Origin of the sequence: Coprococcus aceti (assembly GCF_025567285.1) — a bacterium.
Lineage (GTDB): Bacteria > Bacillota > Clostridia > Lachnospirales > Lachnospiraceae > Coprococcus > Coprococcus aceti.
Genome location: NZ_JAOQJT010000001.1, coordinates 302,594 through 319,961, shown reverse-complemented (window position 1 = coordinate 319,961; position 17,368 = coordinate 302,594). Strand labels below are relative to the sequence as shown.

Annotated in this window: 12 protein-coding genes; 1 reads left to right on the top strand and 11 read right to left on the bottom strand. The window is 45.5% G+C overall.

All coding sequences use genetic code 11. The annotated features are described in order from the left end of the window. Nucleotides 1-258 precede the first annotated feature (258 nt). The gene (locus tag OCV54_RS01480) at nucleotides 259-2,910 is read right to left on the bottom strand and encodes an ABC transporter ATP-binding protein/permease (protein ID WP_055222384.1); all 2,652 of its coding nucleotides are present in this window, start codon (nucleotides 2,908-2,910) and stop codon (nucleotides 259-261) included. A 338-nt stretch (nucleotides 2,911-3,248) separates the two neighbouring features. On the opposite strand from OCV54_RS01480, the gene fba reads away from it, so the two are divergent. Further along, the gene (gene fba, locus OCV54_RS01475) at nucleotides 3,249-4,118 is read left to right on the top strand and encodes a class II fructose-1,6-bisphosphate aldolase (protein WP_022058049.1); all 870 of its coding nucleotides are present in this window, start codon (nucleotides 3,249-3,251) and stop codon (nucleotides 4,116-4,118) included. A gap of 188 nt (nucleotides 4,119-4,306) precedes the next feature. Here fba and OCV54_RS01470 read toward each other — a convergent pair whose 3' ends face one another. The 10 genes from OCV54_RS01470 to OCV54_RS01425 all read right to left on the bottom strand — a co-directional run bounded on the left by OCV54_RS01470 (nucleotide 4,307) and on the right by OCV54_RS01425 (nucleotide 17,323). After that, on the bottom strand, nucleotides 4,307-5,233 hold the full coding sequence (locus OCV54_RS01470; protein ID WP_055222383.1) for a hypothetical protein: 927 nt from the start codon (nucleotides 5,231-5,233) through the stop codon (nucleotides 4,307-4,309). Nucleotides 5,234-5,273: 40 nt separating this feature from the next. Further along, nucleotides 5,274-8,168, bottom strand: a complete 2,895-nt coding sequence (uvrA, locus tag OCV54_RS01465; RefSeq protein WP_055222485.1) for an excinuclease ABC subunit UvrA — start codon at nucleotides 8,166-8,168, stop codon at nucleotides 5,274-5,276. Between the two features lie 94 nt (nucleotides 8,169-8,262). Beyond that, nucleotides 8,263-10,251 carry an excinuclease ABC subunit UvrB gene (gene uvrB, locus OCV54_RS01460; protein WP_055222382.1) on the bottom strand — a complete coding sequence of 663 codons (1,989 nt, stop codon included), beginning with the start codon at nucleotides 10,249-10,251 and terminating at the stop codon, nucleotides 8,263-8,265. 144 nt (nucleotides 10,252-10,395) lie between these two features. Then, nucleotides 10,396-10,770, bottom strand: coding sequence for a hypothetical protein (locus OCV54_RS01455; RefSeq protein ID WP_015534409.1), 375 nt, complete (start codon nucleotides 10,768-10,770; stop codon nucleotides 10,396-10,398). A 477-nt stretch (nucleotides 10,771-11,247) separates the two neighbouring features. Continuing rightward, nucleotides 11,248-12,018: a tryptophan synthase subunit alpha gene (gene trpA, locus OCV54_RS01450; RefSeq protein WP_055222381.1), complete on the bottom strand. Its 771-nt coding sequence runs from the start codon at nucleotides 12,016-12,018 to the stop codon at nucleotides 11,248-11,250. Beyond that, on the bottom strand, nucleotides 12,011-13,195 hold the full coding sequence (gene trpB / locus OCV54_RS01445) for a tryptophan synthase subunit beta (RefSeq protein WP_055222380.1): 1,185 nt from the start codon (nucleotides 13,193-13,195) through the stop codon (nucleotides 12,011-12,013). Before trpB ends, trpA begins: the two co-directional genes overlap by 8 nt. Nucleotides 13,196-13,282: 87 nt before the next feature. Beyond that, nucleotides 13,283-14,167: an indole-3-glycerol phosphate synthase TrpC gene (trpC, locus tag OCV54_RS01440; RefSeq protein WP_082431226.1), complete on the bottom strand. Its 885-nt coding sequence runs from the start codon at nucleotides 14,165-14,167 to the stop codon at nucleotides 13,283-13,285. 49 nt (nucleotides 14,168-14,216) lie between these two features. Continuing rightward, a complete protein-coding gene (gene trpD / locus OCV54_RS01435) occupies nucleotides 14,217-15,230 on the bottom strand; it encodes an anthranilate phosphoribosyltransferase (protein WP_015534413.1) in 1,014 nt (337 codons plus the stop codon). A gap of 18 nt (nucleotides 15,231-15,248) precedes the next feature. Continuing rightward, on the bottom strand, nucleotides 15,249-15,815 hold the full coding sequence (locus OCV54_RS01430) for an anthranilate synthase component II (protein ID WP_055145999.1): 567 nt from the start codon (nucleotides 15,813-15,815) through the stop codon (nucleotides 15,249-15,251). Nucleotides 15,816-15,829: 14 nt separating this feature from the next. Continuing rightward, nucleotides 15,830-17,323 (bottom strand): anthranilate synthase component I family protein, encoded by a 1,494-nt coding sequence (locus tag OCV54_RS01425; RefSeq protein WP_055222379.1) that lies wholly within the window; start codon nucleotides 17,321-17,323, stop codon nucleotides 15,830-15,832. Nucleotides 17,324-17,368 lie beyond the last annotated feature (45 nt).

Here is a 17,368-nt window from a genome sequence, read left to right as displayed (position 1 = left end):
ATTTCTTACAGCATCTTCATATTTTTACCCGAAAAACACATTTTCTACACAACTTCTCCAAAATTAGAACACATTTTCTCAGTATATTATTAAATGTAAACAGCGAGAGCGTAAGCGAGTTGTTTACATCCCCTTTTTCATAAACGACTGCAACACCCTCCCCTCACATAATGTAGTTGCAGTCACTCCCTTTTAATACAAAAAGAAGAGGCTGCCAGAGATGGCAGCCTTTTCTTTTTGTATTCAGATAATTTATAATTACTCACTTCTGAGCGCTATAACAGGATCCTTCTTGGCAGCAAGTCTCGATGGGATAAGTCCTCCGATCAATGTCAGTATAACGCTGATGATTACCAGCATCACTCCACCCCTCCAAGGAAGCGCCGATACACCAGCAACGTTGATATAACTCTCTATCACCTTACTGATCGGTATATTGATCAGCATCGTCACGCCGATTCCTATGAGTCCTGAGAAGAGACCTATGATAAATGTCTCCGCATTGAACACTCTTGAGATATCCTTCTTTGAAGCTCCTATGCTTCGCAGAATACCGATCTCCTTCGTTCTCTCAAGAACTGAGATATATGTGATGATTCCGATCATGATTGATGAAACTATCAATGATATAGCCACAAATGCTATGAGCACGTAGGTTATCGCATTGATGATCTTTGTCACCGATGACAGCATGATTCCAATATAATCAGTGTATGTGATCTCCTTGTCAGGATAATCCTCGTTGTACTTGTCTATAAGCTTTGTTATCTCGTCCTTATCCGCAAATTCTGCACAGTAGAGGTTGATGGAAGCCGGCTTTGCAAGCTCTGCATATCCAAGCTTTGACATGTTATCCTCATAAGTAGATGTTGACTCCTGGAAGAAACCGTAACCCTTGAGCATATCGAAGAGCTGATCCTTGGTCATGGACGCCATCTGTGCCTGCATGTCCTCAGTAACCTGACCTGAAGCCATAAGCTGCTGCATAACAGAATCCATATCCACATCATCCGCTGTCAGTTCCTTGCCATCTGAAAATGGCATTCCTGTAAATATGTCAGTATCAGGATTATCCATCTGAGCCTTAAGCACATCTGTCTTCTCGTTCTCTGAAACTATGTAATTGGCAAGCTCCGATGTGTAACCTATATATCCCGGCTGCATGGTAGTTGCATACGCTTTATCCGAAGCCCTGATTACTGCCGACACCTTTACTTCAAGGCCCCTGGCCACGGCAGACTTCAGAAAATCAGCATCAGAACTCATATCTGTGTATGTTCCATCATCATTCTTCTTGTACAGATCGCCCGGAAGCACAACCTTAAACTTGAGATTAAGAAGGTCATCGTATGTAAACACCATCTGCTCAAGCTCCGGTGCCTCTCCGCCAGCAAGTATGGTTGAAACCATATCGCTCAGTTCCTTTGAATCCCTAAGTCCAAGAGTATACAGTGTAAAATCACTTATCTCATTGTTCTTGTCGACGACAAGCACAACCTCGTTCTTATTCTCAGGCCAGTGTCCTGCCAGCACATCGTACTGCTGCTTGAGCAGAGTGTCGTTGTCAAGCATCTGTGTCCACATGTCCATTGACGATGAACCGTAGCTAAATGCCGACATGAAATCTGCCGTTGACTCCTGTGCCTCCGCCATACCTCCAAATCCCATATCTGTCATTGTGGTGCTTGGATTTACCTGGGCAACACCGCCATTTGCACTGTTCCCGTTAAACACATATAATGGTGTATCATATGTGTATGTTATATCACTTGTATACTTAGTGAAGCCGTTTGCATCGTCTTCTATATAATTCTTAAATGACTCAAGGTCGTTCTCCTTCACATCTGACACCATGGACACGAGCATGTCTCCCATGATATCTCCCGAATATACCTTGTCCTCGCCAGCGTGATTGTGATCTGAATCCTCCTCGTTGTTACCTACCATCTTTGAAAGCAACTCATCGTAATCCATCGCTTTCTTCGTTATCTGCACCGGATACGTGGCAAGCGTCTCCTCCTGCACATCGTTGATATACTTCTGAAATCCGGATGAAAGCGACAAGATAAGCGCTATTCCTATGATTCCTATACTTCCGGCAAATGCTGTTAAGAATGTCCTTCCTTTCTTGGTCATGAGGTTGTTCAGACTCAGCGAGAACGCTGTGAACATACTCATGGATGTCTTTCTAGGTTCATAACTTCCGTCATCCTCCTTTGCTTCATCCTCATCTGAGAATGGATTGGAGTCATCTATTATATTTCCATCGAGGAGCTTTACGATTCTTGTTGAATACTGCTGTGCCAACTCCGGGTTGTGCGTGACCATAATAACCAGCTTGTCCTTGGCTATCTCCTTGAGCAGTTCCATGATCTGAACACTTGTCTCTGTGTCAAGTGCACCCGTTGGCTCATCCGCCAACAGAATATCCGGATCGTTTATGAGTGCTCTGGCGATGGCAACTCTCTGCATCTGTCCACCGGACATCTGGTTTGGTTTCTTGTGAATCTGATTTTCCAGACCGACCTTCTCCAGAACCTCCTTCGCTCTCTTTCTTCTCTCTGCCTTTGATACTCCTGACAAAGTGAGCGCAAGCTCTACATTTGACAGTACCGACTGATGCGGTATCAGATTGTAGCTCTGGAATACAAATCCGACTGAATTGTTTCTATATGAATCCCAGTCTCTTGACTTGAAATCCTTTGTCGACTTGCCATTGATAACCAGATCTCCACTGGTGTACTGATCCAGTCCGCCCACTATGTTCAGAAGCGTTGTCTTTCCACAACCCGACTGGCCAAGTATGGACACGAACTCATTTCTCCTAAAGTTCACAGATACACCCTTAAGTGCCTGAACAACTTCATCACCAGTGTGATAATCCTTCACGATATTCTTAAGCTGAAGCATTACGTCCTCCCTTTTTAAGATTATATTGTGCAAAAGCATAGTAAGGTGCTTTGCGCCACGTCTGTGTGCATACACATAACGTATTATGTTCTATATGCATTACTCTTTTATATATTTGTCAGTATTACTGGCAAATCATAGCATTTAATTTTTTTCAATGCAATTAAGGCGGACTATTCTTTATAAATGTTTTATTTTTTTCATTTCTATCGATAAGTTCAAACTAACTATATGTTGAACTTTTGGCTAAAAATTCTTTTATTTTCTTATTATATGGGGTATAATCAGCGTAAGTGGGTACATTGTATCCAAATATAATTTTACGGAGGATTTTACAAATGTTAGTTTCAGCAACAGAAATGTTAAAGAAAGCTAAGGCTGGTCACTACGCAGTAGGTCAGTTCAACATCAACAACCTTGAGTGGACAAAGGCTGTTCTCCTCACAGCTCAGGAGCTTCAGTCACCTGTTATCCTTGGTGTTTCAGAGGGCGCTGGAAAGTATATGACAGGATTTGAGACAGTTGCAGCAATGGTTAAGGCTATGGATGAGTCACTTGGAATCACAGTTCCTGTAGCTCTTCACCTTGATCACGGAACATACGAAGGATGCTACAAGTGTGTTAAGGCTGGATTTACTTCAATCATGTTCGATGGTTCACACTATCCATTCGAGGAGAACCTTGCTAAGTCAACAGAGCTCGTTAACGTAGCTCATCAGCTTGGCCTCTCAATCGAGTGTGAGGTTGGTTCTATCGGTGGTGAGGAAGACGGAGTTATTGGTATGGGCGAGTGCGCTGATCCAGCGGAGTGCAAGACTATCGCTGATCTTGGTGTAGATATGCTTGCAGCTGGTATCGGTAACATCCATGGTAAGTACCCAGCTAACTGGAAGGGACTTAGCTTTGAGACACTTGATGCTATCCAGCAGAAGACAGGCGTTATGCCATTAGTTCTTCACGGTGGTACAGGTATCCCAGCTGACATGATCAAGAAGGCTATTTCACTTGGCGTTTCAAAGATCAACGTTAACACAGAGTGCCAGTTATCATTCGCAGATGCTACAAGAAAGTACATCGAGGCTGGTAAGGATCTTGAGGGCAAGGGATTTGATCCTAGAAAGCTTCTCGCTCCTGGTTTCGAGGCTATCAAGGCTACTGTTAAGGAGAAGATGGAACTCTTCGGATCAGTTGGTAAGGCTAACGACTAATTAACAGATCTTTAACAGAACAATTAACAAATGTAACGATAAACTGTTCGACAGCTTTCGGACAAGTATCGCTCACGTAAACTTAAAGGAACCCCATCACAGCTTGCACAAGCCATGATGGGGTTCTTATTCTTACTTATTTTTCTTTTATATTATTTTTTATCTTCACTAATATAAATTTCTAAATTCTAATCTTGCTTCTCTGCCTTATCCTTTTTTCTGCTGATTGTCCACCATATAGGAACTGATATCAGCATGAAAAGTGCCGCTGCCACGCTGATCCATGCACCGACTCCGAGTCTTGCATTTGCCGCTGCATCTAGCTTTCCAAGATCTATCAATGACAGAACAAATTCAAATATCAATATTCCGCCAACAACTATAGATATAACAAGGTCTGCTATATAACAGCCTGCCTTGTTGATAAATGCACAGATCACGTCTGCTATGATAACTACCGCCACAACAAGCATTGACAGTACATTTATCCCAAACACTCCAACTATGCTTCTGGCATCTGTCCCCATATAAGCATAAGGAATAAATACTGATACAACAGCCATGATAATGCCGATCAGGTTTAACATATTAGGTACATGTGTGGATCCCTTCTTCACATCATCAGGTATGTTCTGCCTGTTCTCATATCCCATATAACCCATAGGGTTGTTGTATGGCGTTGGCTGTACCGGCTGGCCGTACTGCGACTGTGGCTGGTATGGCTGCTGGGTTGGCTGGCCATACTGCGACTGTGGCTGGTATGGCTGCTGGGTTGGCTGGCCATACTGCGGCATCTGCTGGTATGGTGTCTGCATTGGCTGTGCTCCCTGGCTATACTGTGACTGTGGCTGATATGGCTGCTGGGCTGGCTGACCGTACTGCGACTGTGGCTGGTATGGCTGCTGCACCGGCTGGCCATACTGTGGCATATGCTGATACAGTGACTGAGCTGGCTGTGCTACCTGACTATATGGTGCTTGAACTGACTGCACACCCTGACCATTCTGTGCCTGACTATTCTCAGCCATCATAGCCTTTTCCTGCTCCAGATTCTGCTCAGAAGTCGACCCGCCATCAACTCTGTCAATATCTTCTACTCTATTCTGTTCATCCATGTTCGTCATCTACCTCCGATGTAATTATTCTACACATCCCTTACATATCGAGATACCTCTTCAGATACTGTCCTGTATAGGACTGAGGTATCTTCGCAACTTCCTCAGGAGTTCCTCTGGCAATGACCGTTCCACCGCCAGCACCTCCTTCAGGTCCCATGTCAATAATATAATCTGCGGTCTTGATAACGTCAAGATTATGTTCGATAACCACAACTGTGTTGCCGCCCTCGCTGAGCCTTCTGAGTATATCCACAAGTCTGTGCACATCAGCAAAATGAAGTCCCGTGGTTGGCTCATCAAGCACATATATCGTCTTTCCTGTTCCTCGTCTCGAAAGCTCTGTTGCAAGCTTGATTCTCTGCGCCTCTCCGCCCGACAGAGTAGTGGATGGCTGACCCAGCTTGATATATCCGAGTCCCACATCGCGGAGAGTATCTATCTTCCTCAGTATCCTTGGAACATTTGCAAAGAACTCGCACGCCTCATCAACTGTCATATCGAGAACTTCATTGATACTCTTGCCCTTGTACTTGACCTCCAAAGTCTCTCTGTTGTATCTCTTTCCTCCACACACCTCACATGGCACATATATATCTGGCAGGAAATGCATCTCTATCTTGATTATTCCGTCTCCACGACATGCCTCGCATCGTCCTCCGGATACATTGAAGCTGAATCTTCCCTTGCCGTAACCTCTTGCCTTGGCATCCTTGGTTCCAGCAAACAAATCCCTTATCAGATCAAATGTACCTGTATAAGTAGCCGGATTGGATCTCGGCGTTCTACCTATAGGTGACTGGTCTATATTGATAATCTTATCCAAAGCATCATAGCCAATGATATGGTCGTGCTTTCCTGCTTTAATCCTGCTCTTGTTGAGTCTTCTCGCCAGCTTCTTGTACAAGATCTCATTTACCAGAGAACTCTTTCCTGAACCAGACACACCCGTCACACATGTCATGATTCCAAGTGGTATGTCCACATCTATATGCTTGAGATTGTTCTCATAAGCATTCTTGACAGTGAGCCATCCGGTTGGCTTTCTCCTCACATCCGGAACCTCTATCTTCTTCCTGCCACTTAAGTAGTCACCGGTGATAGAATTCTCACATTTCATAATGTCTTCAGCCGTACCCTCAGCTACCACATATCCACCATTTGCACCGGCTCCCGGTCCTATATCTATGATGTGATCCGCCGCCCTCATGGTATCCTCGTCGTGCTCTACAACTATCAGTGTATTTCCAAGGTCTCTCAGATTCTTGAGCGCTGCGATCAACTTGTCATTGTCTCTCTGATGAAGTCCGATACTTGGCTCATCCAGAATATATGCAACTCCGACCAGACCTGAACCTATCTGCGTGGCAAGTCTTATTCTCTGTGCCTCTCCACCTGAGAGCGTGCTTGTACCTCTACTCAGACACAGATAGTCAAGTCCCACATCAATAAGAAAATGCAGTCTCGACCTTATCTCCTTGAGTATGGCCGCACCTATCATCTTCTGTCTGTCAGTGAGCTCCAGATCTTTCATGAACTTTGCAAGTTCTGTGATAGGTAGTTCTGTAAGTTCAGCAATATTCTTATCTCCAACCGTCACCGCAAGGGCTGTAGGCTTAAGTCTCTTGCCACCACAGACCTCACAAGGAGTTATCGTCATGAATGTCTCATACTCAGCCTTTGTGGACTCCGCAGATGTCTCCCTGTATCTTCTGGCAACACTCTTTATGAGTCCCTCAAATGTTATATCATACACTCCCTCCCCGCGCTGTCCTTTATAATGCACCTTAACCGGTCGTGAGTTCTTTCCATATAATAAGAGATCCTTGATATCCTGTGGATAATCCTGAAATGGCGTATCAAGAGAGAATCCATACTCCGCACTGAGTGCCCTGAGTATGGCATTGGAATAGCTCTTGCCATCATTGCACGACTGCCATCCCAGAACCACAATTGCTCCATCATTTATCGACAAACTCTGATCGGGTATCATAAGATCCGGATCAAATTCCATCTTGAAGCCAAGACCTGCACATGTCGGGCATGCGCCAAATGGATTGTTGAACGAAAAGCTTCTCGGCTCTATCTCATCTATGCTGATTCCGCAATCCGGGCATGAAAAGCTGTCTGAGAAATTGATAATGGTATTCTCCTTCTGAACACCATTCTCATCCCTCTCCCCGATCACCTCAATCTTCATAAGCCCCTCTGCAAGCTGAAGTGCGGTCTCTATGGAATCTGTGAGTCGCCTCTCCACATCCTGTCTTACAACCAGACGATCGACAACTATATCTATACTGTGCTTCTTGTTCTTATCGAGCTTTATCTCCTCCGACAGCTCATACATGCTGCCATCGACAACCACTCTGACAAATCCGCTCTTCTTTGCCTTCTCCAGCAGCTTTACATGCTCTCCCTTTCGGCCTCTGACCACAGGCGCAAGCACCATGAACTTTGTCCTCTCAGGTAGCTTCATGATCTCATCCACCATCTGGTCAACCGTCTGTCTGCTTATGACCTTACCACAGTTCGGGCAGTGTGGTATTCCCACTCTGGCATAGAGAAGTCTGAAATAGTCGTATATCTCAGTGACAGTGCCAACTGTGGATCGAGGATTTCTGTTTGTTGACTTCTGATCTATGGAGATTGCAGGGGAAAGTCCCTCTATCTTATCCACGTCCGGCTTCTCAGCCTGTCCAAGGAACTGTCTCGCATAGGAGGACAGCGACTCCATGTATCGTCTCTGTCCCTCCGCATATATCGTGTCAAATGCCAGTGAAGACTTACCTGATCCCGAAAGTCCTGTCACGACAACAAATTTGTCCCTTGGAATCTTGACATTGATATTCTTCAGATTATTTTCACGTGCGCCCTCAATAGTAATATACTTCCTGTCAATATTCCTGCTGGCGTTGAAATAATCATCATCTTTCATGCTCGCATCCGTTATATTCTCCAGATGCTCACCACGTTCATAATTCTTATTGTCTTCCATCTTGATCTAACCTTTTCTCTTTATTATTTATATTTCAGTCCTTATCATAATCTCTCAGTGCCGCCTTATACACCTTGAGCTGATCCCTGATCTCTGCCGCCACCTCAAAGTTGAGGTCTGCTGCCGCCATATTCATCTTCTTGGTCAGCTTGGCGATAACCTTCTGAAGCTCCTTCTTCGTCATGGACTCAGCGTCCTTATCCTCCTCTGGAAGTTCCTCCTTCTTCACCTCTATGGTTATGAGATCCCTTATGCTCTTCTCTATAGTCTTAGGGGTTATTCCATGTTCCTCATTATACTTCTGCTGTATCTCACGACGTCTGCTCGTCTCATCGAGGGCATACTTCATAGAACCCGTGATAGTATCCGCATACATGATGACATGTCCATCCACATTTCGGGCTGCTCTTCCTATGGTCTGGATGAGTGATGTCTCCGATCGCAGGAAACCTTCCTTATCAGCGTCAAGTATGGCTACCAGTGTGATCTCCGGTATATCAAGACCCTCTCTCAGAAGGTTGATTCCAACAAGCACATCAAATACTCCAAGGCGGAGATCTCTCACTATCTCAACTCTCTCCATGGTGTCTATATCCGAGTGCAGATATTTTACCTTTATATCATTGTCCCTCATATAGCTGGTGAGATCTTCAGCCATACGCTTGGTAAGTGTTGTCACAAGTACCTTGTGTCCCTGCTCGGTCTCCTTGCGAACCTCTTTCAGCAGATCATCTATCTGACCTTCCACCGGTCTGACCTCAACCGGCGGATCAAGAAGTCCTGTAGGTCTGATGATCTGTTCAGCCATAAGCATCTGGTGCTCCTCCTCGTATTTGCCCGGTGTGGCTGATACAAACATGACCTGATCAAGCTTCTGCTCAAATTCCGAGAAGTTGAGCGGCCTGTTGTCAAGTGCAGATGGAAGCCTGAATCCATAGTCAACCAGATTCATCTTACGGGATCGGTCTCCCGAATACATCGCACCGACCTGAGGCACCGTCATATGTGACTCATCTATAATAAGAAGAAAGTCATCATCAAAGAAATCCAGCAGTGTGCTCGGCGTCTCTCCGGCTGATCTTCCAGCCAGCGGACCGGAATAGTTCTCTATACCAGAGCAAAATCCAGTCTCTCTCATCATCTCCATATCAAAGTTAGTTCTCTCCTCGATACGCTGTGCCTCGATGAGTTTATCCTTTGACTTGAAGTAAGCAACTCTGTCCTTGAGCTCCGCCTCTATCCTCTTCAGCGCCTTCTCCATCTTCTCCTGTCCAACCACATAGTGAGATGCCGGAAACAGGCATGTATATGTCAGATCTCTCTTTCCCTCTCCGGTGAGCGGATCAAACTCTGTGATCCTGTCTATCTCATCCCCGAAGAATTCTATCCTTATTCCATCGTCAAATGTTGACACAGGAATTATCTCAAGTACATCCCCACGCACTCTGAATGTGCCTCTCTGCAGATCCATGTCATTCCTGTCATACTGTATATCTGTCAGTTCATCGATGACCTGATCTCTGTCCTTTATCATGCCAACTCTGAACGACAACATCTGATTCCTGTACTCGTCCGGATCACCGATGCCATATATACACGATACAGATGCAACCACTATGACATCTTTTCTGTCTATGAGTGCTGCTGTGGCGCTATGTCTCATCCGGTCAATATCGTCATTAATAGACGAATCCTTTGCAATATAGGTATCCGTAGACGCCACATATGCTTCCGGCTGATAATAATCGTAGTATGATACAAAATACTCCACCGCATTGTTCGGGAAAAATTCTTTCATCTCCCCATAAAGCTGCGCCGCCAGAGTCTTGTTATGTGCTAGTATCAGTGTTGGCTTATTAAGCTGCTGTATAACATTCGCCATGGTAAATGTCTTACCAGATCCGGTTACACCGAGCAGCGTCTCGAACTGATTGCCTTCCTGAAAACCCTTTACCAATTTTTCTATTGCCTCCGGCTGATCTCCGGTGGGCTTGTATTCCGATACCAATTCAAAATGATCCATAAAAGTCTCCTACTCTAGGCTAAAACCTGCATCTATTATATCGAACATTAGTTCCCATATCAAGTAAAAACACGGCAGTTGCTCAAGTTTATTTATGCCCTGAACAACTGCCACTATACTTCATCTGTTTGCTCACAACACCTTCTATACCGCTAGTTCATCCCTACCCAGGCTTATCTCATAGCAGCCTTTCTCATCGACAGTCACCACGACTCTCTCAAATCCTGTGTAAAATCTTAATATATACAGATCATCTGCCCTTGAGATAACCACCTCAGCATTCATCTCCGCAAGATCTGTCATATTGTCTTTCAGCACACCCTCGCTGACTCTGATGATCTGTCTCTCCTTCTCCACCTGTCTCTTCTCCTGAAGCTCCTTATAATAAAGGAAGAGATTCTCCTCCAACGCCTTTGATCTGCAGCTGCATCTGTGAAAATAGCTGCCGATGATCATGTAAAGCATGTATGCTGTCTCCTGCTGTCTGTGTGATGTCTTTTCTGTAAATGAATATCTCATAATCGTTACCTCCATAATGAAAAAATAAACCTAAAATAAATCTACAAAATGTTGTCAATGTGTTATCTGAAGCTTCACCAGCTCACACCTCCATGGTGCCTGCTCCTCGGTCTGTCATTTTTCAGCCGACGACAGTCGCTGTGTCCGTATTCTTTGCTGCCCCGGATACCGGGCAGATGCATATTCAGTTTTCATTTGAAATCTGCCCCATGCCCAAAAGGCAACAAAAAAAGAGTCATGATCGCAGACTTGTAGCACTTGCTACTCATCATGTTTTCAAACTCTTCTACTTAAAATATGATTTATTCAATTTTCATTATGGATATCAGCAATCGCTGATGTATATGTTATATCAAAAACTAACTGAGGTGTCAACATATTTATAAATATATCTATAAAACACAAGAGAGCCAGATTTCTCCGACTCTCTTAAATATGCATCCACAAATGCATACCCCAATTAGTATCTATAATTTCCTACCTTATCGCATCCTTCATGCTCTTCACATAATCTCTCACATAAGGCACACAGTCCTTGCCGTACTGGGCACACAGCTTGACGATGGCTGAACCGACAATGACACCATCTGACTTTTCCGCCATCTGCTTTGCCTGCTCAGGTGTGGATATTCCGAAACCTACAGCGCAAGGGATGTCCTTCGCCTTCTTCACCAGATCGACCATTGCTCCTATGTCTGTGGTAATCTTGGTTCTGGTTCCGGTTACACCGAGTGATGACACGCAGTATACAAATCCACTCGCATCATTTGCGATCATGGATATTCTCTCATGGGATGTAGGTGCGATGAGTGAAATGAGATCCACATCATACTGCTTACAGATTCCATCAAACTCGTCCTTCTCCTCGTAAGGAATGTCAGGAAGGATCAGACCGTCTATGCCAATCTCCCTGCATGTGCTGATGAATCTCTCCGAACCGTACGAGAACACGACATTTGCATATGTCATGAACACCATAGGTATTGTCACTTTCTTGCGTAGCTTTCTCACAAGGTCAAATACCTTGTCTGTCGTCACGCCGCCTGCAAGCGCTCTTATATTTGCGCCCTGAATGACCGGACCCTCGGCTGTCGGGTCTGAGAATGGGATTCCCAGCTCTATAAGGTCTGCACCGGCCTCCACCATTGCGTATACTACCTCCTCTGTCACATCCAGCGACGGATCGCCACATGTCACAAATGGTATAAATGCTTTTCCATGCTCAAATGCTTTTGATATATTACTCATGAAGATCCTCCCCTCTGTATCTTGCGATGGCTGCAACGTCCTTGTCACCACGTCCTGATACATTGATCACTATTATTTTATCCTTGTCCATTGTAGGTGCCAGCTTCATGGCGTAAGCCACAGCGTGTGCGCTCTCTATCGCAGGGATGATTCCCTCGATCCTTGACAGATACTCAAATGCATCCACAGCCTCGTCATCTGTGATCGCCACATACTCTGCACGTCCGATGTCGTGAAGGTATGCATGCTCAGGTCCGATTCCCGGGTAGTCAAGTCCCGCTGAGATCGAATGTACAGGTGCGATCTGACCAAATTCATCCTGACAGAAGTAGGACTTCATGCCGTGGAATATACCAAGCTTTCCGGTTGCGATGGTTGCCGCTGTCTCAAATGTATCAACACCTCTGCCTGCTGCCTCACAGCCGATCAATCTGACGCTCTCGTCAGGTATGAAATCATAGAAAGCTCCGATGGCATTTGAACCGCCGCCCACACATGCCATGACGACATCAGGAAGTCTTCCCTCCTTCTCCATGAGCTGTGCCTTGATCTCTTTACTGATCACAGCCTGGAAATCACGAACGATCTCAGGGAAAGGATATGGTCCCATGACTGAGCCGAGTACATAGTGTGTGTCATCGATCCTGCTTGTCCACTCACGAAATGCCTCGGATACAGCATCCTTCAGTGTGGCTGTTCCTGTCTTTACCGGATGAACCTTTGCACCCAGAAGTCTCATTCTGTACACGTTGAGAGCCTGTCTGATCGTGTCCTCCTCGCCCATGTATATCTCACACTCCATGCCCATCATGGCTGCAACTGTAGCTGTTGCAACACCGTGCTGTCCGGCACCGGTCTCCGCGATAACTCTTGTCTTGCCCATTCTCTTGGCAAGGAGCATCTGTCCGATTACGTTGTTGATCTTGTGCGCTCCTGTGTGGTTCAGATCCTCTCTCTTGAGGTAGATCTTTGCACCGCCCAGATCCTTTGTCATTCTCTCCGCATAGTAAAGTCTGCTAGGTCTTCCCGCATACTCGTTGAGCATCTCTGTGAGTTCTCTGTTGAACTCCGGATCATCCTTATATTTCTTGTATGCCTCTTCCAGCTCCAGCATCGCATTCATCAGAGTCTCTGGAATATACTGGCCGCCGTGAACGCCAAATCTGCCTTTTGACATATGTTTTTCCTCCTGTTTTTGTCTTCTCAGATATATTTTCAAATGTAATTTCTACACTTTTGTATTGTGTTTCTTCTATATAATATGTTACTCGCCTCTAAGTTCCGCAAACAACTTCTTCTTGTCGGGACTTCTCATAAATGTCTCACCTATGAGCACCGCATCAGTTCCATTTGCCTTGAGCCTGTCTATGTCCTCTTTTGCCTTGATTCCACTCTCAGACACATACACCATCTTCTGGGGTGCTAAAGTGTCAGCCGCAGCTCCTGTATCAGTGACAGGTACCTCCGTCCCCATATGGGTGGCTGGCACCGTATCCGGTATCAGCTTTCTAAGACGAACGCTGTTCATGATGTCCACCGTAAATGTTCTGAGATCTCTGTTGTTCACTCCGATGATGCCGGCTCCGCAGGCTATCGCCCGTCTGACCTCATCCTCATCGTGAGCCTCAACCAGAGCCGACATCCCAAGTTCATGCGCAAGCTGCAGGTATAATCCAAGCTGCTCGTCATCCAGTATTGCGCAAATCAAAAGCACCGCCGAGGCTCCTATGACCTTTGCCTCATATATCATATACTCGTCAACTGTAAAATCCTTCCTCAGCAGCGGTATATTTACCTCCTTCTTTATATCCATCAGGAACTGATTGCTTCCCTGGAAATAAAACGGCTCAGTGAGCACCGATATGGCTGAAGCACCAGCCGCCTCATATTCCTTTGCGATCTCAACATAGGGAAAGTCCGGTGCGATAAGCCCCTTGGAAGGCGATGCCTTCTTGACCTCACAGATAAACGATATTCCATCCGCTGCCAGATTATCCCTAAATGGGAACTTACTATATGGGCTGCTGCCGTTATCCGTCTCTCTGGCAACTATATCAAGTGCCTGTCTCTTCATCTCCTCAAGAGGAACTTTTTTCTTCTGCTCCGCCACACGTTCCTTTGTCTTTGCATCTATCTCATCTAATATCATCTCTTACCTCTCTATACAACTTTCTATCATAGTCTGCGATAAAACTTATCTACTCATTTGTCAGTCTTACAAATGCATCAAGCGTCTCAGCAGCCTTGCCACTGTCGATCACGTCCTCTGCAACCTTGATTCCATCCGCTATGGAATCTGCCTTGCCTGCGATGTAGATACAAGCTGCTGCGTTCAGTACAACTGCATTTCTCTTGGCTCCTTTGATCTTGCCTGACAGGATATCGCGGGTAATCTGCGCGTTTTCCTCAGGATCGCCGCCCACCAGATCCTCCTTGCTGCATCTCTCAAATCCGAAATTCTCTGGCTTGATCTCGTACTTTGTGATCTCGCCATCTTTGATCTCTGCAACTGTTGTAGGTGCGCTCATGGATATCTCATCCAGACAATCCTGTCCGTATACGACAAGTCCCCGTTTTACGCCAAGACCAACAAGTACAGGAGCCATCTGATCAACAAGCTCCTCCTTGTATACTCCCATGATCTGCATCTGAGCCTTTGCCGGGTTGGTAAGAGGACCAAGGATATTGAATACTGTCGGTATTCCAAGTGCCTTTCTGACCGGACCTGCATATTTCATCGCCTTATGATATACCTGGGCAAACATAAAGCTCATGTTGCACTCAGCGAGAACCTTGCCCATCTTTTCAGGTGATATGGAGATATTTACACCAAGAGCCTCAAGTACATCCGCTGCGCCACTCTTGCTCGATACGCTTCTGTTGCCGTGCTTTGCAATCGGTACTCCGGCCGCTGCTGCAACTATACCACTCGTTGTCGATATATTAAATGAATTCGCACAATCTCCGCCTGTTCCCACGATCTCAAGAACATCTATTCCGTCATGTGGAAGAGACTCCGCATGGTCTCTCATTCCATTTGCACTGGCTGTTATCTCGTCAAGCGTCTCGCCCTTCATGTGAAGCGCTGTGAGATATCCCGCCGTTGTCTCTCCCGGCACCTGTCCACTGAATATCTCATCCATGCTGGCATATGCCTCATCGTATGTAAGATCCTGTCCTGCTGCTACCTTCTTAAGAGTTTCCTGTATCATCGCCATATCCTCCTTATTTTATATCTCTAAAAAATTTCTGAGCATTATCTTGCCCTTCGGTGTCAATATCGACTCCGGATGGAACTGAACTCCATATACCTCATAATTCCTGTGTTTTACTGCCATGATCTCTCCATCCTCCGTCCTGGCTGTGACCTCCAGACATTCAGGGAAATTCTCATCTGCTGCTGCCAGTGAATGATATCTTGCAACCTGTATCTTGCTCTGAAGTCCTCTGAACAATCTGCAGTTCAGATCCACATCAACCAGCGACATCTTTCCATGCATAAGTTTCTTTGCATATGTGACTGTCGCACCATATGTCTCACAAATCGCCTGATGTCCGAGACACACACCGAGGATTGGTACTTTTCCTGCAAAATATCTCACCGCTTCCTCACACATTCCCGCATCCGAAGGTCTTCCGGGTCCCGGTGAGATGATTATGTGATCCGGATTCATCGCCTCGATCTCCTCACAGGTGAACTCATCATTTCTTATAACCTTTATATCCGGATTTATTGCCCCCACAAGCTGATACAGGTTGTAGGAGAAGCTATCATAATTATCTATAAGTATTGTCATTTATTTTGTCCTCCTTATATGTATTGTGCATGCGCATGAAAGGCGCTCATTGTGAGTGCTGTCGTAACTGCCTTTGCCTTGTTGATACATTCCTGGAACTCATTTTCCGGAACACTGTCTGCGACGATTCCCGCTCCCGATCTGACAAATACTTTGTCGCCTTTTTTGTATGCGATCCTTATGGCTATACATGTATCAAGATTTCCTGTGAAATCTATGTATCCTATGGCACCGCCATATATTCCTCTCTTGTTGTCCTCCAGCTCATTGATGATCTGACACGCTCTGATCTTCGGTGCTCCTGAGAGGGTTCCGGCCGGAAGTACCGCATCCACGGCTGACAGCTCATCGTATCTGCTGTCGTCGATCTCCCCCCTGACTGTTGAACCTATATGCATTACATGTGAGTACCTCTGAACCTTCATGTACTGCTCAACCTCAACAGTTCCGAACTTGCTTATCTTACCAAGATCATTTCTTCCGAGATCCACCAGCATGTTGTGCTCCGCCAGCTCCTTCTCATCCGCCATAAGTCCGGCCTCAAGTCTCATATCCTCTTCCTTTGTCTTTCCCCTCGGTCTCGTTCCAGCAAGAGGAAATGTGTGAAGCATGCCATTTTCAAGCTTTACCAGTGTCTCAGGCGATGCGCCCGCAACCTCTATCTGGTCGCCGCTGAAGTAGAACATATACGGAGAAGGATTTGTGCTTCTGAGAACCCTGTATGTATTGAACAGTGAACCCTCCATCTCAGCCTCAAGTCTGTTGGACAGAACCACCTGGAAGATATCTCCCTCGAATATGTACTTCTTTGCCCTCTCGACCATGCTGCAATATTTTTCTTTATTGAACAGAGGCTTGAAATCACTCTTCATCTTAACTGGCTCTATCTCAGCCATCTCTCCGTCGAGGATTAGCTTCTTCATATCTTCTATGTCAGCAAGTGCCTTTGCATATCCGGCTTCTATATCGGACGTGTCAGCATTTGCAATGAGGATCAGCTTTGACTTGAAATTGTCAAATGCTATGACCTTGTCAAAGAGCATGAGATCCAGATCCTGAAATCCCTCATCGTCATCGGCATCGATCACAAGCTTCTTCTCACTGTACTTTATATAATCATATGAGAAGTAACCGACAAACCCGCCTGTAAATGTTGGAAGTCCTTCTATTTTCGGACTCTTGTAATCCTTGAGAATCTCTCTTATGAATACCTCAGGATGAATGTCATCCGCTTTCTTTATCACATTTCCATCTATATCCTTGAGCTGTATGTGCCCATTCATGCATGTGACATCAAGCTTTGGATTATAACCAAGAAATGTGTAGCGTCCCCACACCTCCTGATTCTCCACGCTCTCAAGTATGTAACAGTGCTCATTCGCCGCTTTCAGCTTTCTGAGTAAGTTGATAGGTGTGATCACATCCGATAACATCTCGCAGCACACCGGAACCATCCTGTATCCGCCCGCCGCATATTTCTTTGCCTCACTAAGTTCTGGTCTTATCATGTCTCATCCTCCTTGTTTTTGAACACTATCATGCATTCAATAAAT